Genomic DNA, 25,523 nt, shown 5'->3' on the forward strand with positions numbered 1-25,523 from the left:
ATTGAAAGTTTAGTATTCATCCATTTTTGTTCTCCTTATCCGAAATATTAAGATTTTTTAATAAGTATAATACTGCTAAAGAGAGAATTAATAAAAGGCAGAAAATTATGGATGCATAATGTTCATTAATGATTAAATATAATTCCTCCCTATCTAGATAAAACGACCTAACAAGAATCACTAATAGAATAAGGAATAAAGTTTTTATAAAATTCAACATGATTTAGGATATTTAGAATCCAGATAGTCCAGCCTGAGGATTAATTTTAACGTTAAACAATCACCTCTGTTAAAGCATTTTTAAGGACTATCTGGAATCACCACAGTCAAACAGTAAGCAGTACTTGGAGATTTATTCTATATGGACTTTCCCAATCCGGTTCCTTAAGTAAATAAAAGCGGATTGTTTTACCTTTCTTACATTATTCAAGTGTTTCTCAATTTTAGAACGAAATGTAAAATGAGCTTTAACATAAGCATAATCACATTCTACTTCATCACACTCACTCTGACCTTCCAATCTATTTCTAAATACCTCACATTTTAACTGATACTTTTCATTTGTTTCTTTTAAGTTATTAAACTGATGAATCAGATCATGAGCTTCTACAGCTTTAGACATAGATTTCTTTATAGATGAAGAATTTAGAACATCTAAATAAAATTCAATTTCCTCATTTATAAAGGCTAGTTCTTTTTGCCAGTAATAGGAATCATTGCGAAACTGTACTATTTGGATCTCTTCTTCATTATGATGTACTTGAAGGTTTGCTGTCATAATCACTTTTCATTAATTCAGATTCAATTTGAGTTACTTTTTTAATATTGATATAACTTTCTCCCAGTGGAAAAGTCCAGGTTATATTATCACCTTGGGCATAACCGAATAGGGCTAACCCCATTGGAGCCAAAACTGACACTCTGTTTTTACGAATATCCCCTTTGTCCGGAGTAACCACTTGGTATGTTTTTTCTACTGCATATGGCGTTTCAATTGTCACATAAGAATTCAATCGAATCACATCATCAGGCATTTTATTTTTAGAAATTATCCGGGCGTTTTTTAATTCTTCATTCAGCTTATATATTGAAGCTTTATAAGTGTTATCCTTATAATACTTAGCAAGGGACATGATCTGTTTTAAAAAATCATATTCCTTTTTTTCCACTATTAATTCTCCGTATTTCATTTCTTTTTAATTTTGGTTTCTAAGGGAAAATTCCTCGCTGTTTATAAGCGGTTTCAATTCTGGAAATCGCAAGAATATAGGCTGCTGTTCTCCAGTCTGTATTTCGTGATTGCACTTCAGAATGAATTTTTTTAAAGTTTTCGGTGATTTTCTTTTCAATCTTAGCCGTTACTTCCTCTAATTGCCAAAGTTCCCCATTCCTGTTTTGTAACCACTCCAAATAACTACCTATAACTCCCCCGGAATTGCAGAATATATCAGGAATTATTGTTATTCCATTTTCTAATAGTATTTCCTCTCCTTCCTTATCAGTGGGGCCGTTTGCACCTTCAGCTACAATGGATGCCTTTATCTTATAAGCATTTTCAGAAGTTATTTGATTCCCTAAAGCAGCAGGAATTACAATGTCACATTCCAATCCAAAAAATTCATCCGGGTTAATTTCTCTTGCTCCTTCAAAACCTTTAATGGATCCCTTTCGTGGTTCACAGTGTTGGGCAAGAGATTCTGTATTAATACCCTCTTTATTAAATAAGGTCGCATGTGCATCCTGAACAGCTATAAGCTTTCCGCCTTCCTGCGTAATGAAATGAGAGGCCCAGTATCCCACATTTCCATAGCCTTGAACTATGAAGGTTTTTCCTTCTAAAGTTTCATTTCTGGTTTCCAGTAATAACTTAATACTCAGATAGACTCCGAAGCCTGTTGCCCGGTCTCGTCCCTCCAAACCACCGGCACCTACAGGTTTCCCAGTTACTACATGTTGATTGTGGGAGCGCTCTGAAGAGGATATGGTGGACATGTAGGTATCTGCAATCCATGCCATCGTTTGCGCATTCGTATTAACATCAGGTGCTGGAATATCGTGTTCAGGGCCAATATTTTCTCCAAGAGCATATGTAAAACGTCTGGTAATTCGTTCCAATTCAGAATCGGAAAATTTTCTGGGATCTATTTTGATTCCCCCTTTAGCACCTCCATATGGAAGACCAGCGAGTGAAGTTTTCCAGGTCATCCACATGGCTAATGCTTTTGCAGCATCAATGTCTACGGTATCATGGTATCGTAAACCTCCCTTATAGGGTCCCAATGCGTTATTATGCTGCACCCGATAGCCAGTAAAAACTTCTACTTTGCCATTATCCATTTTTACAGGAAAATGAACTATAATTTCATTATTTGTAATACCTAGAATCTTTCGGATATTAGGATTCAAATCTATTATATCAGCCGTTTTATTGAATTGATTCATAACGGTCTCATACATAGACTGCTTATTAATAGGTTTAGCGTTTATCATTATGGCTTATTTAAAATGTTCACAAAAGTATTTTCTGTTTTCTTTCCACGAACAGTTCTTCCGATGGTCACAGTTAAAGCAAAGACCCTTTAACATTTCTTGTGTTAGCTTCTGAGGAGGATCTTTCTGAGGATTCTTTTTCGTGATTTTTTCTATTATTAAATTCATCCTTTAACCGATTTATAATTTCTCTTTGGTTAAAGTCAAAGCTTATGCCCAATAATAGATAGTCACATATGAGGAATATAAAACAGTTTGAAAATCAGCAATATAGGATCCTTAAAAATATATGAGAAATATATTTGGCTGGGGCAAAATGCCCCGGATGGGGAAGAATGGACCGATCTAATTTAAACCTATTTGAGTTTTCTACGAAGGGTCTTTCGATCAATCTGAAGAATTTGGGCGGCACGAGTTATATTGTTGTCTACCCGCGCTAATACTTTTAAAATATACTCTTTTTCTACTTCCCCTAACGATTTCAAAGCACTGTTAGATGCTGGAATAGGGTATTTAAGATAATTTGGAAGATGCTTGATTTCGATCGTGTCTTCACCCATTATAATAGCTCGTTGGATTACATTTTCCAATTCCCTAACATTACCAGGCCATGAATGACGTTGAAGGATTGCTAAAGCTTTATCAGAAAGTTTAATTTGGGATTTACCATATTCAGAGCGATATTTCTGTAAAAAGTTCTGTGCTAACAATGGAATATCATTCTTACGTTCTCGAAGGGGAGGAGTGGTAATTTGAACAACATTTAAACGGTAATACAAATCTTCTCTAAAGTGCCCCTCTTTTACCATTTGGAATAAGTCACTGTTGGTGGCTGCTACTACCCGTAATTCAATTTTTTCTGCTTTTTGTTCTCCTATTCTTCGTACTTCTTTTTCCTGAAGCACACGTAATAAACGTGTTTGTACGGTAGTTGAGGCTGTTCCAATTTCGTCGAGAAAAATGGTGCCTCCGGCGGCCGCCTGAAAAAAGCCCTGCCGATTTTCATTGGCACCTGTGAAGGCTCCTTTTCGGTATCCAAACAGTTCTGATTCAAGGAGTTCTTCGGGAATAGCTCCACAATTTACGGCAATAAAAGGGTTTGCAGCAAAAGAACCTTTATAGTGAATGGCACGAGCCACCAATTCTTTTCCTGTTCCGCTTTCACCCTGGATCAATATCGTTGCGCGATTATTTTTAACACGTTCAATGATATCAACTAATTGTTCAATCTTTTCAGATTGTCCTACTATACCAGCGTACACATTGGTTTGGGGACCTTGCGATTTTTTATTTTCAGAGATTAAGGATTTTTTAGGGAGTGATTTTTCAACAGAATTCCGTAATTCTTCTGCTGTAAATGGTTTTACTAAATAATCAACAGCTCCAGACTTCATTGCTTTTAGTGCGCCGTCAACGGATGGATATCCTGTGATTACCAGTTTAGCTATATCTGGGAAATGCTCTTCACAATATTTAATAAGCTCCATACCACCTATTCCTGGCATTTGTAGGTCTGTTATAACTAAATCTACTGCATTGTATTTTAAAATATTAATAGCCTCAATTGCAGAGGGAGCTTTAAAGGAATGAAAATTTTGTTCCTTCAGCTGCCGTTGGATTAATTCAAGCATATCGTAATCGTCATCCACAACAAGAATATTAGCTTTTTTTAGTGCCATTAGTTACATTTTTAACGGTAGATTGATTTGAAAAACCGTTCCGGACGGGACGTTATCAAATGTAATAATTTCGCCACGATGACTCTTTATAATTCCGTGAACCACGCTGAGCCCTAAACCAGAGCCATCTCCTACCGGTTTCGTGGTGAAAAATGGCTCAAAAATTTTAGATTTTAAATCAGACGGGATCCCTGGCCCCTCATCTTTTATTTTCAGGGTTAAATTTTCAGAATCATTGGAAACTTCAATGGTAATTCTGCTATTTTCAGGCGCAACATAAATAGCATTAATAAGAAGATTGAACAAAACCTGTGTAAATTGAATAGCATCCAATTGTGCCTCCAACCCAGGATTCTCCATATGGAATATATGTTCAATTTTTGCTTTTTTGAAATTAGGACCTAATAATTTTAATGCCTGGTCAATAACTGGTTTTACAAGAATGAATTCTTTATGCTGAGGCATTTCACATGCAAAAAACATTAATTTCTTTACTACCTCTCTGGAATAAATTCCAGCTTTCAAAATTTTCTCAATATCTTTTTGGGTCTGATTTTCCTTGGTATTAGATTTTATAAGCTCTGCAAAGCCCAGAATATTTCCTAAAGGAGTGTTCAGCTCATGAGCTATTCCTGCAGTAATTTCCCCTAAAATCGATAGCCGGTCATTACGTTCGATACCTCTTTTGAGTATTTCCTCTTTTTGTTTCGTTTCCAGTCTCTCAATAAATTCACTTATCTCAATAGCAATCTTATTTAGTAATGTATATTCTTCAGGAAGGAAATCAGTTTGGTTAAATTTTATTTCATCATAGTGGACATTGATATGCCCTCTTATTTCTCCAAAAATCTTAATCTCGGAAGTTTGAAAAACCGATTGTAAAGGGACGTCTGAAGTTTTAATTTTGATTTTGTCCAGTTGACACTCTACAATTGCATTAGGAGCATGGAGCCAGGCTTTTTTTGTGATATCACAAATTTTCCTTAGGGTATCCGGCACAGATTCTGAATGTTTCCTTATAGCAGATGAAACTGCATATAAGCAGGATAATTCTTTTACTCTTTCCTGTAATTTTTTTTCTAATGGGATTTCATTTGCCATGTATGGTAGAAATGAAATTTGTGATTCGGTTACTGTGGTAAGTTAATAATTCAAACGATATTATGTATATAATTATCCAGTCTAGAAAAACTTTCGTAGATCATTATGCAGAAATCTGTAATTCCGATTGTTTTTTTCGAAAGATCTTATCCCAAATGGTATAAAATGAACCAAGAACCAATTTATCAGAATTATTTTTTTCAAAAATTATTTTCAATTGGTTAGTTTTTTTAAGCGGACAATATAAGTTTAATCCACTAAAAATTCCATTGGAAAATACGTTGCTAGACCTTGATAGTTCACTAACTATTAATACCTCAGATGGATCTATTAATTGAACTAGAATCGAAATTGCTTTCCCAAGGATGTTTCCTGCTTTGTATATTGTATCTATAGCCAATTGATCACCGGCCAAAGCTTTATCAATTATATTTTGTATACAATGGTTATCAGGTTCAATAAGGGATTTTACTCCTTTAGAAAGCTCATGATTTATCTGCTTAATAATTGCAAAATAGGAAATTTGAGTCTCTAAACAGTCTTTCTTACCACAAGAGCATAAAGTGCCATTATTTTTTATAGGGAAGTGCCCGAATTCTGATCCTGGGAAATGTTCTCTATTATTCATTCTCCCGTTAGAAACAATAGCTAATCCAACTTCATTATTAATGGTTATTATTAATGAGTTATTTAATTTTAATTTATATTTTTCATAGGTGGCACGCTGTATGGCATTTGAATAATTTATAATAGAAATAAATTTTTTAGAATAGGATTGTAATTCACTTTCCAGATCCTGTAATGCTTCGGGAGTAGGAAAGTTTCCTCTAAACTCTGAAAATGGGGGCAAAATAAATGAAACGCCAATTATATCTTTCTGTGCTAGTTTAAGTGTTTTAATAATGGATCCGTAAATGGCTTGAAGGCCCTGTCCTAGATCTTTAATTGGGCTTACAATGTTATCAATAGACTTTTCCTCTTTTTTATCATAAAACTGATCGTTGAGAGTAGCGTACGACTTTTTAATACCAACTTGAATTGTTAAAGTTAATAATTCATTGTTCTCGTTTATTGAAAAAATTTTATTGCGCTTCTGTTCATTGCTTTTTATGAAACCTTCTTTGGTTAACCTTTGAAGAAGATTTAAGGCATTTGGATAGCTGATATTTAAAGCATCTGACAATTCCCCACAATTTGCCTGCCCTTGAGAAAATAAATGTTTGAATAATAAGAGCCTTTGAAGATTGATTTTTCGCTCTTGAGTAGATAAAGTCCTCAAACTTCCTTCATTAGTAAAAAAATTATAAGAACTCTTTCCCATAATATTAAAATAAAGTAACATTGTATTATGTATGACAAATATAATAAAAAAGGTGATTTATTCTTTCATTTTTTTATTTAAGCATGGAATTGCAGTAAAATTAAGACACGAAATAGATTTAAGATATGATTATTCTAGCCGATAGCGGATCAACAAAATGTGACTGGACCATAGTGGACGAAGACAACTCTGTTTATAAAAGTTTTCGAACAATTGGACTTAATCCTTTAATTCTTTCTCGAAATCAGATTAAAGATGTATTAATGAAGACTGCTGATTTGAAATTGAATAAATCTTTAATTAATGAGATTTTTTTCTTTGGCGCAGGATGCGAAAATCCCGACGGCGGTAAGAGAATTAGGGAAGGTTTATCTGAATTTTTTGGAAAGCAAGTTAGAATACAAGTAAAAGGAGATATTGATGCGGCGGTTCTGGCAGCTACTTCCTCTCCCGGTCTCGTCTGTATTATGGGAACTGGTTCTAACTGTTGCTTTTTCGATGGCACAAAAGTTATTCAGAAAAGCCCTTCACTGGGTTATCTGCTTGGTGATGAGGGGAGTGGGAACGCTATTGGGCGCACCTTATTAAAAGATTTCTATTTTGATAAAATGCCTGGAACCTTACAGGACAAATTTGTGGAGAGTTTCGAAACTGATTTAAATAAAGTTTTAGGTGAGTTATATAGTCATTCCTATCCCAATAAATATCTGGCAGCTTTTGCGAAATTTGCATTTGACAATTTACATTACCCATATATGTATGGATTAGTAAAGGATCACACTGTAAGCTTTTTTGATTTAAATTTTCCTTACTATAGGGAAGAAGTGAAAAAGTTTCCAATTCATTTTGTAGGTTCCATTGGTTATTATTCGGAAGGAATAGTTAAAAAAGAACTTTTTAAGCGTGGTCTAGAACCTGGAAATTTTATTAAAAGCCCAATTGAAAACCTTATAAAATCTAAATATTTAATTAAGAGTTAATTGAAAAACTTACTTATTAAAAGTCCCCTTTGAGATATGGAACTTGTCTTTCTTGTTGATTCTTTATGAATGATTTTACTTTTAAGTCTGTATAGGATGGGATCCATTAATAGGTGACCTTCAATTCGATCAAGAAGTGTTTCCACGGATATCTTGCCCTGCATATGTGCTTGTTGATCGATAACTGATAATGATGGGATAAAATGGGATCCCATAGTGCCATTCGTATAACTAATTACAGATATGTCTTCAGGGATTTTAAGTCCGGCTTTAATTAGTGTTTTCATTGTGATTACGGCCGAAAGTTCATCTGCAGCTAAAATTCCATCTATTTTTTTATCAACTGCTAATTTTTTAATTAAATGGGCCGGGAAGTTTTCACCCTCAAACTCTATAATTCTTTCTGGAAGCCCATGTTCTCTTATCGCCGTTAAACATCCTGCTTTTCTTTGTTCGCTAACACTTGTATTCGGAATACCAGATAAATAAATTATATTTTCGCACCCGGTTTTTATCAGATCTAAAGTAGCCAATTCGGCTTGCAACTCTTCATTCAAGACGATTTTATCGCAATTAATTTCTTCCGATACTCTGTCAAAAAGTACCAGGGGAATTTTCCACTTTGTGATTTCTTTTATATGATTTAAATTATTGGTTGCCTGGCTCTCCTGAGCTAGGGAAATAATAAAACCATCAACCTGATTGTTTAATAAATTTTTAATAATTTCTTGTTCTCTGTTGAGAGAATCTTTGGATATACAAATCATCACTTGATATCCCATTTTGTTGGCGGTCTCTTCAATTCCATTTAAAGCTTCGGCAAAGAAATGAGGCAGAATACCTGGAATGACCACGCCTATTTTTTTGGTTTTTTTATTCTTTAGATTTTGTGCAGAGGCATTCGGTATATAATTGTTTAATGCAGCAATTTCCTTTATTTTTTTTCGTGTGGCCACACTGATTTCAGGACTATCATTAAGGGCTTTAGAGACCGTACTTACCGAGACATTTAGTGACTTTGAAAGTGCTTTTAAGGTGATATTTCGCTTCATAATCAATTATCCGCCAATTATTTAATTCGCAAAGATAATAAAACGAAAAATTTAAACTTTCTTTTAGTTGGTATTTTTTCTTTAGTTTAATATCGTTTCTTTGGTTTTTTCTATATAATTCCTTCCTATATTATATCTTTTACCTCTGATTTCTACACAATTTCCTTCAATGGAATTCACCTTATCTATAGCGATTGTATGTGACCTATGAATTCTAATAAATTTGGAGGGAGGCAAACTTTCGGTAAAATCAGATAACGTCTTATGAATTACATATTTTTCTTTATCCGTGATAATTTGAATATAATCTTTCAGACTTTCAATTAAAAGAATATCGTCGTAATAGATTTTTTTCATTTTTTTATTGTTAATCTTAATGAAAATATATTCTTTTTCATTCGCAGATAAATTATTAGTAATTCTATCCTGAACTTTTTTTATGGCTTTAATAAATCTTGGAAATGGGATTGGCTTAACCAAATAATCGATCACGTCTAATTCAAAGGCTTCTACCGCATGTTCTGGATGTGCCGTTGTAATAATAACGGGGAAATTGAACTTGTAGCTTTTTAATAAATCCCTGCCATCCATTAGTGGCATATTAATATCAAGAAAAAGTAGATCAATATTACTATTCTCCTCCAAATAACTTAAACTTTCTACAGCACTGCCAAAAGAATTAATGATGTCCAAGGTCTGGATTTGTTCCGCATAATTTTTAATGACATTTCTGGCTAAAGGCTCGTCGTCGATAATAACACACTTGATACTCATGTCAGTTTAAGGTTTAATTCAACAATAAATTTATTAGACTTCTTTTTTATATTTAAATGATAATCATTTTTACTATAACTAAGACTGAGACGTTTTTTCACATTCGAAACACCAATTCCACCGACTTCATGTTTATTTAATTGCTCTGAAGGCATAGTATTAGTAACCTTGAATTTTAATAGGTCCCCTTCAATGTTGAGAAAAATTTTAATTTCAACCGAATTTACAGATTGGTTAGCTCCATGTTTAAAGGCATTTTCTATAAAAGGGATAAGGATCATAGGACGTATTTTCTTTTCTTTGGATTCGCCGTTGATCTCCATTTCCAGCTTCAATTTATCTCCATGCCTGATACTTTCCAAAGCTATATAGTTCTCGATACAATCTATTTCTTTTTTTAAGCTATGCTTGTCTTTGTGAGTTCCATATAGAAGGTACTTCATGAACTCCGAGAGCTTAATTATTGTTTCAGGAACCTTATCAGATTTTTCCAAGCTAAGGGAGTATATATTATTAAGGGTATTGAATAAAAAGTGTGGTGAAATTTGAGTACGTAAAAATCTTAATTCACTTTCCAGTTGCGCTTTTTTTAATTGTGTAGAGCGCCTGTTTTCTCTCAACCAGTCAACGGTAATTTTAATAGCCGTAACGAATGAGATAACATATAGTTCACCCAGCATCATTACTATAGCCCAGTTTAAGGTGAATCGGGTGGTTTCCGGACCTTCCGGCCAAACATTCTGACTAATTAATAAATAAGTAGCGATATACTTTATCCAGACCATAAAGAAAATGAGGGATAACAGAGATATACTGAATAAGAAGAACTTTCTTTTAAAGATGAATTTTGGTATCAGGAAATAAATGGTCAAATAACATAGGACCATGTGGATTGGAAAGCCAAGAAGGTTCCCTTTAAGAGAAAGGAGGTAATCGTTGTAATAAATTCCCCATCTAAAGGTGTTGAAAAGGAAATATATGAGCCAAAAAACAACATGATGAAGTAATGATATTTCGTAATTATTATTTGCACTGACAGTCAAATAGGATTTCAACTTGGGATTACTGAATAAAGGTTTGATTCTCAAAATGAATACTTTTTTGGCGTTAAGCTATTCTCAGATGTTGTTGGTCTAATAAAATTTAAATCGCGAGTTAATTTATGAATATTTATGATTAGCCTAATTTTTTGTTAAGTTTTTATGCCCCTAATAAATCGATTCGCTATAATTTTTTTATTCCTTGTTCTGGTTGGATGCAAGGAAGATCAAAATGAAAATTCCTTCAAGAAAGTACCTTTAACGGATTTTGTAGATCCTTTCATCGGTACAGGCGGCCATGGACATACTTATCCTGGCGTATCGCTACCTTTTGGAATGGTACAGCCAAGTCCCGATAATGGAACAAGTGGTTGGGATTGGAGTTCCGGTTATCATTATTCAGATTCCGTGATTACTGGATTTAGTCAATTACATTTATCTGGTACCGGAATAGGTGATCTAAATGATATTTTATTTATGCCTGTCAATAAAAAAATTGATATGGCTCAGGATACTATTGAAGCCTATTCTTCGAGGTTTTCCCATAAAAATGAAATATCTCGTCCTGGGTATTATCAGGTATTACTCGATGATTCAAATATTGAAGTTTCATTAACTGCTTCAGAAAGGAATGCCTACCATAGATACAAGTTTCCTGAGAACCAATTACAATCGGTAATAGTTGACCTGGGGTTTTCGATTAATTGGGATCGGCCTGTAAATACAGGACTGCAGATTAAGAATGATTCTATTATTACTGGTTTCAGACATAGTAAGGGGTGGGCAAATAATCAAAAGGTATTTTTTGCTGCTCAGTTTTCCAGACCAATAAGAAACCACATTTCTCTTGACTTACTCAATGATACAGTTTCCAGTAACACCAAAAAAAGACATGAAATAATCCAGTTGATATTTGGAGATAATGATACACAGGAACTCTTTGTTAAAATTGCCTGGTCTTCAGTCAGTATTGAAAACGCAATTGAAAACTTTGATAATACCGCTCCAGGGGATTTTGAAAAAATCAGGAATCACGCACAGCAGGTTTGGAATTCAGCTTTAAGTGATATAGTTATAGAAACGCCGATAGATTCCTTAAAGACTATTTTTTACTCTGCGCTATATCATACCCAATTAGCTCCTGTCTTATTCAATGATAAAAATGGGGAATTCCGGCTTGAAAACGACAGCATCGTCCGGGCACCCCAACCGGTGTATAGTACTTTTTCTCTCTGGGATACATTCAGGGCACAACAGCCACTATTAACTTTGATTGAACCTGAAAGGGTAGGTGATATGATTCAGTCCATGCTGGCATATTACGAGGTAAGGAAAGTTCTACCTGTTTGGACACTCCATGGTAACGAAACCAATACCATGACTGGTTACCATTCTATCCCGGTGATCACCGAGGCATATTTTAAGGGCATAGGGGGTTTTGATGTGGAAAAAGCTTATAAAGCGATGAAAACCACTATGATGGGGGATGCTCGCGGATTAAAATTTTATAAGAAATACGGGTATATTCCATTTTCTAAGGTGGACGAATCAGTGACTATTACCCTGGAATATGCATATAATGACTGGTGTGTAGCGCAAATGGCAAAGGCTTTGGGAAAGCCCGAGGATTACAAATATTTTATAGAAAGATCTAATGCCTGGCATTATTTGCTGGACACTAAAACCGGGTTTATGCGCGGATTATCTCAAGACGGAAAATCCTGGAATGAGCCTTTTGATCCAAAACATTCCCGCCATAGGAAGCAAACGGATTATACTGAAGGTAATGCGTGGCAACACAGTTGGTTTGTTCTACACGACACGGAAAACTTTATTGATAAGTATGGAGGTCAAGAAAAGTTTACAGAGGCCTTGGAATCTTTGTTCACTGAAACTTCGGAGATAACTGGGGAAAATGTGTCCGCCGATATTTCTGGGTTAATAGGACAGTATGCACATGGAAATGAACCCAGTCATCATATTGCATATTTATTTAACCGAGCGGGAAAACCCTGGCGAACCCAGTTTTGGGTTAGGCAAATTCTCAATAGCCAGTATAATACTACTCCAAATGGGTTAAGTGGTAATGAGGACGCAGGACAAATGTCTGCCTGGTATGTTTTTAGCTCCATTGGTTTGTATCCATTTAATCCGGCTTCTGGCGAATATGAAATAGGCAGTCCGTTATTTAAAAAATCTACTATAAGGCTACCGCAAGGAAACGAGTTTATAATCGAGGCTGAGAAGGTATCGGATACAAACATATATATTCAGTCTGCCTGGTTGAATGGAGAGGAATTAAAAAGCACTGTAATTCGTCATGAAGATATATTAAGAGGAGGAGTATTAAAACTGGTTATGGGATCCACCCCAAATAAGCGATGGGGGCTTGAAAAGAATCATTAGTACTTCATGAATATCTTAGATACTACCATAATAGCCGTTTATATATTCCTTACTGTAGGTATAGGTATTTGGATTTCAAAGAAAGCGTCAACGAATTTAGACTCTTATTTTCTGGGGGGTAAAAATATCAAATGGTATTTTTTGGGTTTGAGTAATGGATCTGGAATGTTCGATGTCTCTGGGACCGCCTGGATGGTTGGAATTTTATTTCTCTATGGGGCTAAAAGCTTTATGTTCATGTGGATGTGGCCTATCTGGAATCAAATATTCATTATGATGTTTCTAGCGGTCTGGATAAGGCGGTCTAACATAATGACAGGGTCTGAATGGATTCTAACCCGGTTTGGGGATGATAAGGCAGGAAGGGCTTCACACCTTATTGTTGCTATATTTGCTGTCATTGCTTCTATTGGCTTTATCGCTTATTTCTTTGAAGGTGTAGGTAAGTTTATGACCGTAATCCTTCCCTGGGATCTGAGTATTGTTTTAACGGAAAATTGGGAGCTTACTTCAGCTCATACCTATGCACTTTTAATAATATTCCTAACCACCATCTATACTATAAAAGGTGGGATGTATTCTGTGGTGGCTACAGAGGTGCTGCAATATCTGATTATGGTGCTTTGCGGATTGTTGGTTGCTATATATTCTTATTTACTTGTTTCTGATACTCATCTTTCCTCTATAATCCCTGATGAGTGGAATTCAATCGGTATAGAATGGAAATTGCAGGGATTCTGGCAGGGAGATTATTCGGAATTTAATCATCTTATCAATACCCAGGGATATAAAATGTTTGGTGCATTTCTGGGAATGACCTTGTTCAAAGGCTTTTTTGCAAGCATCGCAGGTCCTACACCCAGTTATGATATGCAACGCATATTGTCTACCAGAAATGAGAAAGAAGCGGCTTATATGAGTGGTTTTACCAATTTAATTTTATTTATTCCCAGATATCTGCTTATAGGTGGAATTGTAGTACTAGCATTGGTATTTATTGCCCCGGAATTAGCCAAATCTAATATATCAGGGAACGATTTAGAACTTATTTTACCGCAGGTTATTAATCTCCATGTACCTGTGGGAATAAAGGGTCTACTGCTTGCCGGACTTCTCGCAGCCTTTATGTCTACATTTTCAGCCTTTGTAAATGCAGGCCCGGCATATATTGTAAATGATCTTTATAAAAAATACTTTAACCCGAAGGCCAGTGGAAGACATTATATTAAAGTAAGCCATCTTTCCTCAGCAATTATAGTGATTTTTGGAGTCGTGATGGGTTTTTTTGCTGAATCAATCAATTCCATTACGTTATGGATAACCAGTGCCTTATATGGCGGCTACGTTGCTGCGAACTTCCTAAAATGGATCTGGTGGCGATTTAATGGTTGGGGATACTTCTGGGGTATGCTGTCTGGTCTTATTATAGCGAGCTTTCAGTTTATCATTGATAAAAATAAAGCACTTTTTGTACCGGATACCTTTTTATTTGAGATAGCTCATATGCCTGCAATTTACTTGTTTCCAATCATTTTTGGATTTTCATTTACTGGCTGTCTCATTGGAACATATCTCTCTCCTTCTACTAAGTGGCAGACCTTAAAGTCTTTTTATATAAATGTAAGACCCTGGGGCTTTTGGAAACCAGTACGGGATAGGTTAAGGGAAGAAGGAAGCCCAGTCTATAAAAATACCAGCTTCGAAATTGATATGTTTAACTGTGCGATTGGCATTATCTGGCAATCGAGCATGATTTTAATACCTATCTATTTATTGGTGAGGGACTATGAAAGAATGGGCATATCAATCACTATATTTTTAGTTACTTCTGTAATATTAAAATTCACCTGGTTTGACCGAATAAGAAATCTTAAAGAAATAAATACCGAAAACTCAAATGTTAAAAAATATTCCCTGGCAAGAAAAGCCTCATGATTCTAATGATGTTTTGTGGAGATATTCCAGTAATCCTATAATTAATCGGAATGCAATTCCCCAATCTAATAGTATTTTTAATAGTGCTGTCGTTCCTTTTAAAGATGGTTATGCTGGGGTATTTAGATGTGATAATAAGGCAGTTCAGATGAATATTTTTGCCGGATTTAGTAAAGATGGGATCCATTGGGATTTAGCTCATGATCCCATTGAATTTTTACCCGGAAATACTGAAATGATCGATTCTGATTATAAATATGATCCAAGAGTCGTATTTATTGAAGATCGATATTGGATCACATGGTGCAACGGATATCATGGACCCACAATCGGAATAGGATATACTTTTGATTTTAAAGAATTTTTTCAATGTGAAAACGCGTTCCTTCCCTTTAATAGAAACGGCGTATTATTCCCTGAGAAAATAAATGGCAAATATGCTATGTTAAGCAGACCCAGCGATAATGGACATACAGCATTTGGTGATATCTACATAAGTTATAGCCCCGATATGAAATACTGGGGAGAACACCGGTTGGTTATGAAGGTAGTTCCCTTTGAACATAGTGCTTGGCAGTCTACCAAAATAGGGGCTGGACCTATTCCAATTTTAACCGATGAAGGCTGGTTACTATTTTACCATGGAGTAATTAACACTTGTAATGGATTTAGGTACTCGGTAGGGGCTGCCTTACTAGAAAGGGAAGCCCCCGAAAAGGTTAAATTTCGTAGTCAGCCATATTTGCTGGCGCCTACTAGTCCATATGAAATGATGGGGGATGTTCCGAACGTGGTTTTTCCCTGCGCTGCATTGTGCTCTTTAGAGGAAGACAGGCTGGCATTATATTATGGTGCGGCAGATACAACAACAGCTTTAGCCTTTGGGAAACCAAGTGAAATAATAGAATTCCTTAAAAATAATAGTCTTTGATATGCATTTCAAAATCCGAAATATAAAATTGTATCTATGGCTATTACCGATAATTATTCCGGTGATGGACAGTAAGGCACAGCAATTTGAAGATGCTCGGTCTTATATCACTTATAAGACGCAGAATACTATTGAAATTGATGGAGTAGCCAGTGAGATTAGTTGGAAGAAAGCCCCATGGACCGAGTATTTCACAGATATTGAAGGGGTGGTAAAACCTGCTTATGATACACGTATCAAAATGTTATGGGATGAAGACTTCCTGTATTTTTATGCCGAAATGGAAGAACCCCATGTCTGGGGAACGCTTAAAAATAGAGATACGGTCATTTTTTACAATAATGATTTTGAAATTTTTATAGATCCGGATGGGGATACTCATAATTATTATGAATTGGAAGTGAATGCTCTAAACACTGTATGGGATCTCTTTATTGTAAAACCTTATCGTGAACCGGCTCCAATAGTGGATAATTGGGATATAAAAGGTTTGAAATCAGCAGTCGATATTAAAGGAACGCTAAATGATCCTGAAGATATAGATGATTCCTGGAGTGTCGAAATTGCTATACCCTGGGGTGCGCTGGTAGAAGCTAATGTCCATAATAAATTACCGGTAAATGAGTACTGGCGAATTAATTTTTCTAGGGTTAATTGGGATTATCAATTAGATCAGAAAAACACTTATTCTAGGAAGAAAAATGAGAAGGGCGAATATTTTCCAGAATATAACTGGGTCTGGTCCCCCCAAGGAGTAATTAATATGCATGAACCAGAACTTTGGGGATATGTCTATTTTTCTCCAAAGACAGTTGGTAAAACAGACTTTTTTCAAATACCAGATTCGGAGAGAGTAAAATGGTATTTATATGATTTGTACCGCACTCAAAAGGCCTATTATTCGGAGTACGGAACATGGATCTTAACTACAGAGGATTTGTTGAAAAAAAATCCATTAGAGGAAAGCTGGCCTGAACCTGAACTGGAATTTCATAAAACAGGTTGGAATATATCTATTAAAATACCCGAAACTAATAAAACCTATGTGCTTACTCAGGATGGAGATTTCAAGTCCCTTCCTTAATCTAGAGTGCTATGATTCACCAAATATCTATTAAAAAATGAAAAAACTTCTTTTATCCTTAGCTGTAGCAATTACTTTGAGTTCATGCCTTGACAATCTAAATGCTAATGGGAAATCCGCAGTAAATGAAGAAACCGTGAGTTCCGCCAGTATTGAATCGGATATTAAATTCTGGACCTGGATAACTGCAGATCCGAATAAATCAGACAATGAGTATTTGGATGAGTTCGATAAATATAAAAGCCATGGATTAGATGCCGTATTGATTAATACAGAAACTGATGCCGATCTATTGGCAAGATTGGTCCCTCTCGCAAAAGAGAAAGGCCTGGAGGTCCATGCTTGGATGTTTACAATGAATCGACCCGGTGATAAGGTGGCTCTTGAGCATCCTGAATGGTATGCAGTAAATAGAAATGGAGAATCTACTTTTACACATAGACCTTATGTGGATTATTACCAATGGATGTGTCCAACGCGAAAAGAATCTACCGGTCATGTATTGGGAATTGTAGAAAAACTGGCGAAAGTGGAAGGGATAGCTAGCGTTCATCTAGATTATATTCGGTTACCCGATATCTTTTTGCCCGTTGGTTTACTCCCTAAATATGACCTAACTCAAGAAGTGGAATTGCCTGAGTTTGATTACTGTTATTGTGAAGTTTGTGTGACCGAGTTTGAAGAAATACATCATAAAAATCCCTTGGAAATGGAAAATCCGGCAATAGATATCGAGTGGAAGCAATTTCGCCTTAATAAAATTCGCGATGTTGTTAATAAAGCATACAAAATAGCTCACGAGAATGGAAAAGACTTAACAGCAGCCGTATTTCCTTATCCAGAAATGGCGGATCATATGGTACGTCAACGATGGGATAAGTGGAATGTAGACGATGTATTACCAATGATTTACCATAATTTTTATAACGAAGAACTTGATTGGATTGGCTTTGCAACCAAACAAGGCGTTCAAGATCTTCAAGGCAAGAATGTAGGTTTACATTCGGGAATATATTTACCACCATTAAATGGACAAGAGGTAGGGAGAGCTATTCAAATGGCTCTAGAAAATGGTGCTAAGGGTGTGTCATTCTTTGACGGAAATGCTCTTACAGATGAACATTTAAAAGTTATAAAATCCTTTAAAAAGGATCTGTAAGTTATTTAATGTTACTTGTAATCTTTTACTAGTTGTTATTTAAAAAAATGTTTTTAGATAGACCTGGTATATCCACTGTTTATAATATAATTTAATTATTTTTGTTTCGTTATTATGTTATACATATTGGAATTAATTATGATTAAAAGTTTTTATTTGTTTCGTTTAATCGGTTTTATCCTTTTATTGCCGGTCTTAGTCAATGCTCAATCCGGTTCAGAGTCTTATTATCAGGATCAACAGATCAATCAGGAAAACAGACTTCCCATGAGGGCGTGGTATCAGGTGTTTGATAATGAATCCGAAGCACAAACGTCTCGCTGGCAGAAATCATCAAAATATCTCAATTTGAATGGAAAATGGAATTTTCATTTCTCTGAAAATCCTTCCGGAGTACCATCAGGCTTTTTTAAGGAAGGTTTTGATGCTTCCAATTGGGATGAGATCACAATACCTTCAAATTGGGAAATGAAGGGCTATGGGTATCCTATTTATACCAATGAGCAATATGATTTTCATAACCTTGTAGATATAGATCCGCCTTTTGTGCCTGAAACATATAATCCAACAGCTATTTATCGCAGATCGATTGAGATTCCTGAAAATTGGAAGGATACGGATATAATTTTACATATAGGTGCTGCAAAATCGAACCTCAAAGTATGGGTAAACGGAAAATACGTCGGGTATGGTGAAGATGGTAAACTCTATCAGGAATTTGACATAACTGATTATATACACATAGGAAAGAATCAGATAACATTAAGGGTTATGAGATGGAGTGATGGTTCTTATCTTGAAGATCAGGATTTCTGGAGAATGAGTGGAATTACGCGTGATAGCTATTTAATTTCCCGGGAAAAAATACGATTAGAAGATTTTTATATCACAACAGATCTCGATGACAATTACGTTAATGCCACTCTGAAGGTATTTCCAAAGATTATTGGTTCTACAGGGAAAAGTAAAGGTAATCTGGAAGTAGAACTAAGGGGTGAAAATTCAGTTGTAAGTAAAGAAACCATATCCCTCCGGGAATGGAAACATGGAGACTCTATAGTTTTTCAGGTTAAAAATCCTAAAAAATGGACGGCAGAAACACCCCATCTTTATAATCTTGCCTTTATACTAAAAGACAGAAAAAAAACGCCTAAGGAGGTGATCTTCCAGGATGTGGGCTTCCGGGAAGTGGAGATAAGAAACGGCCAACTTCTCGTAAATGGTAAAGCTATATTGCTGAAAGGGGTAAACCGGCATGATACTGATCCGGTGACAGGGCAGACCATTTCACGTGCCCGCATGGAAGAAGATGTTAAGCTTTTGAAGGAATTCAATTTCAATGCGGTAAGAACCTCCCATTATCCTAACGATAATTATCTCTATTCCCTTGCCGATAAATACGGACTTTATGTGGTCGATGAAGCGAATATAGAATCTCATGGCATGGGATATTCCTTAACCCGAACACTGGCGAATGATCCTTCTTGGGGCAAAGCTCATATGGAGCGGATCACCCGAATGGTTGAAAGGGATAAAAATCATCCATCCATAATAATCTGGAGTATGGGTAATGAAGCCGGTAATGGTGTAAATTTTTATGATACTTATAGATGGATAAAAAATAGAGACAAAACCAGACCTGTACAGCATGAACGCGCAATACTTCCATGGCAGGATAAGGGGAAGATGGATGTAGAGTGGAACACTGACATCATTGCCCCTATGTATCCATCGCCCGAAGAAATGTATGAGTTTGCTCAAAATAACCCGGATATGGATAGGCCCTATATTATGTGTGAATATGCGCATGCAATGGGTAACAGTATAGGCGGATTCCAGGAATACTGGGATTTTATTAGAGGTCATAAAAACTTCCAGGGAGGATTTATTTGGGATATGGTAGACCAGTCTATTTATAAAACGCTGGAAGACAGTACTAAGATATTAGCATATGGCGGTGATTTTGGGCCTTCAGATGTTCCCAGTGCGAATAATTTTCTGAATAATGGGGTTTTTAGTCCCGAACGTGAGCCAAATCCGCATGCTTTTGAAATTAGAAAGATTCAACAGGATATACATACAAAGCTCATTGATACAGGGTCCCTGGCAATTCAAATTTATAATGAAAGATTCTTTGTGGACCTAAGCGATGTGAAGCTTAATTATGAGCTTGTAATTGATGGTAAAGTTCAAAAAGAAGGCAAAATAGAGCAACTTGATATTGCACCTCAAAATACGCAGAATTTTAATTTAAATCTTGACTATAATCCAGCGGAAGATGAGGAAGCATTTCTAAATGTTAGATACACCTTAAAGGAGACACAGCCTTTGCTCAAAGAAGGCTATGTCGTTGCTGAAGATCAGTTAATTTTAAAACAATCTCCAAAGGCAGTTTTGAAACTCAAAGACTCTGGCGAACTAAGAATTGAAAATACTGCCTCAGAATTAAAATTTCTATCAGAGGATGCTGAATTTGGTTTTGATAAGCAGAGTGGTCTATTAGAAAGATATATTTATAAAGGCAATTCTATTCTAAAAGAAGGCTACCAGTTGAAACCTAATTTTTGGCGAGCTCCCACAGATAACGATTATGGGGCTCGGCTACCCCAGAGACTAAAGGTATGGAAAACGGTTGCAGATTCTTTAACGCCCATAGATTTATCATATGAGGAAAATAGTGGCCAATGGCATGTGTCATCTAAATATAGGCTCGATTCCGTTCAGGGAGACCTCCTTATAGAATATCATTTAAGTGCCGGGGGCGAGATTATCGTAAGCCAAACCCTGGAATTAGATAAAGAAAGTAAGGCTCCTATGCTTTTTAGGGTAGGAATGGAAATGGCCCTGCCTAAAAACTTTAAGAATCTCCGATACTTGGGGAGGGGGCCCCATGAGAATTATGCCGATAGAAAAAATAGCGCTTTTATCAATATTTATAATCAGAGTGTAGATGATCAATATTACCCTTATATACGTCCTCAGGAGACCGGTAATAAAAGTGATATTAGATGGCTGGAGCTTATATCAGACCGTTTGAAGCTTACAATTAAAGCAGACGAACTTTTCAATTTTACCGCCCTTCATTATTTGATGGAGGATCTTGATGATGGCGAAAGGAGGGATCAAAGGCATGCCGCTACTCTCAAAGAAAGAGATCTTACCAATGTATTTATCGGTAGAGCTCAAATGGGATTAGGAAGTATTAATAGTTGGGGACGTCTACCCCTGGAAAAGTACAGGTTAACGAAAAAGGAATATCATCATATTTTTAAAATTATACCGCAACTAATTAAATAAACAATGAGATTAATAAAAGTTTTATATTTTTCATTTTTAAGCTTTATTCTTTTTTCAGCATGTACTACTAACTCTGGAGAAGAAAGCACAACTGAAGTCCCGTCAATTATTCCATTACCGGCAACTATGGACTTCAAAGATGGTTCTTTTGATATAAATGAAGAGACCGTCATTGTGGTTTCCAATGATGCAGAAAAAAAATTGGCAAACCTGCTGAATGAGCGGTTGACTACTGCCAGTGGTTTTTCTCTGAAAACCCTTTCCAACGCTCCCGAAGATAATTTCATCCGTTTTAAAGACCATAATGAACTTGAGGAAGAAGCCTATAATCTGAAGGTGAATAAGAAGAGTATTGAGATTGAATCAAATTCTTTTGCGGGAAGGCTATATGCCCTGGAGACTTTGAGGCAATTGTTAGATTTAGATGTTCAAAATAGTTCAGGAAATAAAGTTCAAAACTGGAAGGTTCCGGCTATATATATATCAGATTACCCCAGATATGAATGGAGGGGGTTAATGCTTGATGTATCAAGACATTTTTTTGAAAAAGAATATATTTTCAAGACCATAGACCGAATGGCAATGCTCAAGTTGAATACTCTTCATCTTCACCTTGTGGATGACCAGGGTTGGAGAATTGAGATAAAGGAATATCCCAAGCTTACTGAAATTGGTAGCTGGAGGGTAGATCAGGAGAATAAGCACTGGAATGCCAGGGCAAATAACCAGCCGGGAGATGAAGCTACTTACGGCGGATTTTATACCCAGGAGGAGATTAAGGAAATTGTAGCCTACGCCGAAGAGAATGCAATTACTGTAGTACCTGAGATTGAAATGCCGGCCCATGTAATGAGCGCGATTGCCGCTTACCCGGAATTATCATGTCATGGCCAGGAAATAGCGGTGCCATCGGGAGGGGTGTGGCCAATTACGGATATTTACTGTGCTGGCAAAGAAAATACTTTTCAATTCCTTGAAAATGTTCTCTTAGAAGTAATGGATCTTTTTCCTTCAAAATACATTCATGTGGGAGGGGATGAAGCAACTAAGACTGAATGGGAGAAATGTTCTGATTGTAGGAAGAGGATGGAAGAGGAAGGACTTGAAAATGTTGAAGAGCTGCAAAGTTATTTCATTAGAAGAATGGAAAACTTTTTAAGTTCCCATGACAGGGTGCTTATAGGTTGGGATGAAATCCTCGAGGGAGGTCTTGCACCTGGAGCAACAGTAATGAGCTGGCGAGGAATTAAAGGAGGATGGGAAGCCTCTTCACAAGGTCATGATGTAATTATGTCGCCAGGCACACCTCTTTATTTTAATCATTATCAAGGCGATCCTGATAAAGAACCAATAGCACAGGGAGGGTATAATACTCTGGAAATGGTATATCATTTTGATCCCGTGGTAGACAGTATGACCACAGCACAGAAAAATCATGTTTTGGGAGCTCAGGCTAATCTCTGGAGTGAATATATACCTACCGAATCACATTCTGAATACATGTTATTTCCCCGATTGGTAGCACTTTCCGAAATTCTGTGGACACCAGAAGAGAAAAAGGACTGGAGTGGTTTTGTAAACCGTTTAAAAGATATGAACAGGAGACTGGACAACCTGGGTATCAATTATAGCACAACTATGTATGACGTGACGGCAAGTGCTACAACAGATAGCGATAATTCTATAACAATCAGTCTTGAAAATGAACTGCCAGATTCCAAAATTTTTTATAGTCTGGATGGTAGTAACCCTGATGAAAATTCTCAGTTCTATAAGAATCCTTTCCTTATTGATAAGAACACTATTCTGAAAGCGGTAGTGATTGAAGATGGTAAAGTAATGGGAGATACCCTAATAAAGAATTTTCGGTTTCATAAAGGCTTAGGTGCAAAGATCTCTTACGAACCTGGATATGATAAGAGGTATACGGGAATTGGAAATAAAACGCTCATTAATATATTGCGTGGCTCTAAAAATTTTCATGATGGTCAATGGTTGGGATGGCTGAATAAGGATGTAGAAATCATCCTGAATTTAGAAGAAATTAAAGAGATTTCAAATATATCACTGGGGAGTATGACAGATCAGGGATCAGGAATTTATTTCCCTTCAAAAATTGAATTCTTCGTGGGTTCTCGGGAAAACGAATTTCAAAAGCTAGGGGAGATTGTTCATGAATTTCAAAACCGCGGGTCCGTAGAACTAAAGGATTTTAAGCTTGATTTTAACCCCGTTCAGGTACAGTATATTAAAGTTGTGGTGCACCGATTTAATCAGTTAAAAGATAGTGGTGCCTGGACATTTCTTGATGAGATTATTATTGATTGATAGAAGGATTTAGAAGATTTATAATCCGTTAAACTTTCAAGTAGAGTACGGGGCAATTTTTTTAATAGAAATAGTATGGCATTTGTAATTGGGGTTGATATCGGCGGGAGTCATATAAGTAGCGCAGTGATCGACCAAACGTCAAATCAGATAGTGGAGAACACCTATTTTTCTGGTTACGTTAATAATAAAGAATCCAAAGAAGAAATATATCGGCAATGGAGTGAAATTATCAATAAGACTTTATCCGTTAAATTAAATCAAGAAGTAAAAGGTATAGGAATAGCCATGCCTGGACCGTTTCAATATAAAACGGGTGTGGCTATGTTTGAGAAGAATGACAAGTATGAAGCTTTGTATGGTACCTGTGTTCAGTCAGAACTAAAGGAATTTTTAAATAAAAAGGATCTTCCAATTCGTTTTTTAAATGATGCTTCATCTTTCGGAGTTGGGAGTACAGTCATCAATAACAATAGTCAAGAGAACATAGTGGCAATCACATTGGGAACAGGGTTCGGGGCTACATTTTTGAGTCATCAAATACCAGTTACAGATCAGGATAATGTTCCCAAAGAGGGGTGTTTGTGGGATAAAGAGTTTCGTGATGGTATTGCGGATGACTATTTCTCCACTCGATGGTTCCTAAAAAGATTTGAATTTCACACTGGTGAAAAAATGGCGGGTGTGAAAGAAATTGCACTACAAGATAATCGGGTTTGTAAAAGAGTTTTTGAGGAGTTTGCAGATAATTTAAGTATGTTTTTGTATCCATACTTAGAAAAATTTAATACCGATTTATTAATTATTGGAGGCAATATAGCGAAGGCTGATGAATACTTTCTGGATCAAGTAATTAACAACTGGAAAGTAAAGGATTTCAACATCCCAGTTATAGTGATTAAGAATACCGAGAAATCCATAATAATTGGAGCATCTTTTTTATTCAATGAATCATTCTGGAGCGAGGTAAAAGATAAACTGCCGGAATTATAATAGAATTTTAAAAACCTTATCCGAGAATAAAAATCTACAAAGAATGTCAGTGTCCAAATGTCTTCCTTTAACAGTAATTTTTTCTATTCTGTTTATACAAATAGTAAAGTGTCAAAATGAAAAAATTTTGAATGTATTCGAGAACGTACCAATTAATTTTACCGGACTACAGAAGGAAATAGAAAGTGGTGGATATGTTCAAGATGGGCGTATAATTTATAAAAAGATTAAAGCTCCTAGCTATATAGAAGGGACCGACGTGAAACTTAAGATGTCGTTGAAATCTGCCGGGGATAGATGGGATAAATCGGGTTCTGTTTTTGTATTAACCCAGCCAGAATCAATTGATTTGTTGGATGTGGCTATGGGGAAAAAAAATTACCCTGAATTAAGTAATCAGAAAGGTTACCCCGGAATTAAGCTGACCGAAGATTATATTCCGGCTCTAGAATTACTGAGGTTTATGACGCCTTTCGGAGTTGGTTTTTATAGTGATGAAGAGAAGCATCCGGAACTTGTGTATGGTAGGCCGATCTCAGTTCCTTCTTGGGAAAATGAAGTAGAATGGGAGCAGGATATTTCTCATTTATCTTCCGAGTTAAATGGAGAGATTGTGATTGGTGTCTGGTTGGATACATGGACAAAAGAAGGTTATGAGATAGATCTGGAACTGGTTTATTCAGGAAGACCTTTGGCTCAGCCTAAGGTTTTGCCACTGGTAAATACGATTTACTATGCCGGACAAAAACATCCTGATCTTTTCGCTTACGAGCCATTAAAATTAGATTTTCAACTCCCTGAAGATGCAAAGAATGTCCGGTTGTATTGTCTCGTCCTGGAATACGGCTACAGGTTAAACTTGATTTTTACGCTGCATTTTGGTGTACCGCATTAGGTGTTTGATAGTCTAAAGATAAATGTAATCTTATTTCATTGTATAGTTTGATGGCATT

Annotated in this window: 19 protein-coding genes; 10 read left to right on the forward strand and 9 right to left on the reverse strand. The window is 36.1% G+C overall.

Annotation, left to right across the window (positions count from 1 at the left end; genetic code table 11):
- Window positions 1–352: 352 nt before the first annotated feature.
- From NE848_RS15740 to NE848_RS15765, 6 genes are all read right to left on the reverse strand, one after another.
- Window positions 353–778, reverse strand: a complete 426-nt coding sequence (locus NE848_RS15740; RefSeq protein ID WP_252115460.1) for a hypothetical protein — start codon at window positions 776–778, stop codon at window positions 353–355.
- A complete protein-coding gene (locus NE848_RS15745; RefSeq protein ID WP_252115463.1) occupies window positions 750–1,190 on the reverse strand; it encodes a GreA/GreB family elongation factor in 441 nt (146 codons plus the stop codon). The genes NE848_RS15740 and NE848_RS15745 overlap by 29 nt, the downstream gene beginning before the upstream one ends.
- A 19-nt stretch (window positions 1,191–1,209) precedes the next feature.
- The gene (locus tag NE848_RS15750) at window positions 1,210–2,490 is read right to left on the reverse strand and encodes a Glu/Leu/Phe/Val family dehydrogenase (protein WP_252115465.1); all 1,281 of its coding nucleotides are present in this window, start codon (window positions 2,488–2,490) and stop codon (window positions 1,210–1,212) included.
- A 356-nt stretch (window positions 2,491–2,846) separates the two neighbouring features.
- Entirely contained in the window at window positions 2,847–4,169 is a 1,323-nt protein-coding gene (locus tag NE848_RS15755; RefSeq protein ID WP_252115467.1) for a sigma-54-dependent transcriptional regulator, read from the reverse strand.
- A gap of 3 nt (window positions 4,170–4,172) precedes the next feature.
- Window positions 4,173–5,270, reverse strand: coding sequence for a sensor histidine kinase (locus tag NE848_RS15760; RefSeq protein ID WP_252115469.1), 1,098 nt, complete (start codon window positions 5,268–5,270; stop codon window positions 4,173–4,175).
- A gap of 103 nt (window positions 5,271–5,373) precedes the next feature.
- Window positions 5,374–6,591: an ROK family transcriptional regulator gene (locus tag NE848_RS15765; RefSeq protein WP_252115471.1), complete on the reverse strand. Its 1,218-nt coding sequence runs from the start codon at window positions 6,589–6,591 to the stop codon at window positions 5,374–5,376.
- 125 nt (window positions 6,592–6,716) lie between these two features.
- On the opposite strand from NE848_RS15765, the gene NE848_RS15770 reads away from it, so the two are divergent.
- Entirely contained in the window at window positions 6,717–7,571 is an 855-nt protein-coding gene (locus NE848_RS15770; protein WP_252115473.1) for an N-acetylglucosamine kinase, read from the forward strand.
- Here the strand turns inward: NE848_RS15770 and NE848_RS15775 are convergent.
- From NE848_RS15775 to NE848_RS15785, 3 genes are all read right to left on the reverse strand, one after another.
- Window positions 7,568–8,623 carry a LacI family DNA-binding transcriptional regulator gene (locus NE848_RS15775; protein WP_252115475.1) on the reverse strand — a complete coding sequence of 352 codons (1,056 nt, stop codon included), beginning with the start codon at window positions 8,621–8,623 and terminating at the stop codon, window positions 7,568–7,570. The two genes, NE848_RS15770 and NE848_RS15775, sit on opposite strands and share 4 nt — an antisense overlap.
- A gap of 81 nt (window positions 8,624–8,704) precedes the next feature.
- Entirely contained in the window at window positions 8,705–9,397 is a 693-nt protein-coding gene (locus NE848_RS15780) for a LytR/AlgR family response regulator transcription factor (RefSeq protein WP_252115477.1), read from the reverse strand.
- Window positions 9,394–10,182 (reverse strand): sensor histidine kinase, encoded by a 789-nt coding sequence (locus NE848_RS15785; RefSeq protein ID WP_341482792.1) that lies wholly within the window; start codon window positions 10,180–10,182, stop codon window positions 9,394–9,396. Before NE848_RS15785 ends, NE848_RS15780 begins: the two co-directional genes overlap by 4 nt.
- A 417-nt stretch (window positions 10,183–10,599) precedes the next feature.
- Here NE848_RS15785 and NE848_RS15790 point away from each other — a divergent pair, with 417 nt between their 5' ends.
- The 9 genes from NE848_RS15790 (at window position 10,600) to NE848_RS15830 (ending at window position 25,465) form a co-directional block, all read left to right on the forward strand.
- Window positions 10,600–12,843 (forward strand): GH92 family glycosyl hydrolase, encoded by a 2,244-nt coding sequence (locus NE848_RS15790; protein ID WP_252115481.1) that lies wholly within the window; start codon window positions 10,600–10,602, stop codon window positions 12,841–12,843.
- Between the two features lie 6 nt (window positions 12,844–12,849).
- Window positions 12,850–14,778, forward strand: a complete 1,929-nt coding sequence (locus NE848_RS15795) for a sodium:solute symporter family protein (protein ID WP_252115483.1) — start codon at window positions 12,850–12,852, stop codon at window positions 14,776–14,778.
- A complete protein-coding gene (locus tag NE848_RS15800) occupies window positions 14,741–15,709 on the forward strand; it encodes a glycoside hydrolase family 130 protein (RefSeq protein WP_252115485.1) in 969 nt (322 codons plus the stop codon). The genes NE848_RS15795 and NE848_RS15800 overlap by 38 nt, the downstream gene beginning before the upstream one ends.
- Window position 15,710: 1 nt before the next feature.
- On the forward strand, window positions 15,711–16,793 hold the full coding sequence (locus NE848_RS15805; protein ID WP_252115487.1) for a carbohydrate-binding family 9-like protein: 1,083 nt from the start codon (window positions 15,711–15,713) through the stop codon (window positions 16,791–16,793).
- A 37-nt stretch (window positions 16,794–16,830) separates the two neighbouring features.
- A complete protein-coding gene (locus tag NE848_RS15810; RefSeq protein ID WP_252115489.1) occupies window positions 16,831–17,952 on the forward strand; it encodes a family 10 glycosylhydrolase in 1,122 nt (373 codons plus the stop codon).
- A 156-nt stretch (window positions 17,953–18,108) separates the two neighbouring features.
- Window positions 18,109–21,249, forward strand: coding sequence for a glycoside hydrolase family 2 TIM barrel-domain containing protein (locus NE848_RS15815; RefSeq protein WP_252115491.1), 3,141 nt, complete (start codon window positions 18,109–18,111; stop codon window positions 21,247–21,249).
- A gap of 3 nt (window positions 21,250–21,252) precedes the next feature.
- Window positions 21,253–23,577, forward strand: a complete 2,325-nt coding sequence (locus NE848_RS15820; protein WP_252115493.1) for a beta-N-acetylhexosaminidase — start codon at window positions 21,253–21,255, stop codon at window positions 23,575–23,577.
- Between the two features lie 75 nt (window positions 23,578–23,652).
- On the forward strand, window positions 23,653–24,570 hold the full coding sequence (locus NE848_RS15825; RefSeq protein ID WP_252115495.1) for an ROK family protein: 918 nt from the start codon (window positions 23,653–23,655) through the stop codon (window positions 24,568–24,570).
- A gap of 127 nt (window positions 24,571–24,697) precedes the next feature.
- A complete protein-coding gene (locus tag NE848_RS15830) occupies window positions 24,698–25,465 on the forward strand; it encodes a PNGase F N-terminal domain-containing protein (RefSeq protein WP_252115497.1) in 768 nt (255 codons plus the stop codon).
- Window positions 25,466–25,523 lie beyond the last annotated feature (58 nt).

Source organism: Gramella jeungdoensis (assembly GCF_023805255.1).
Classification (GTDB): Bacteria; Bacteroidota; Bacteroidia; order Flavobacteriales; family Flavobacteriaceae; genus Christiangramia; species Christiangramia jeungdoensis.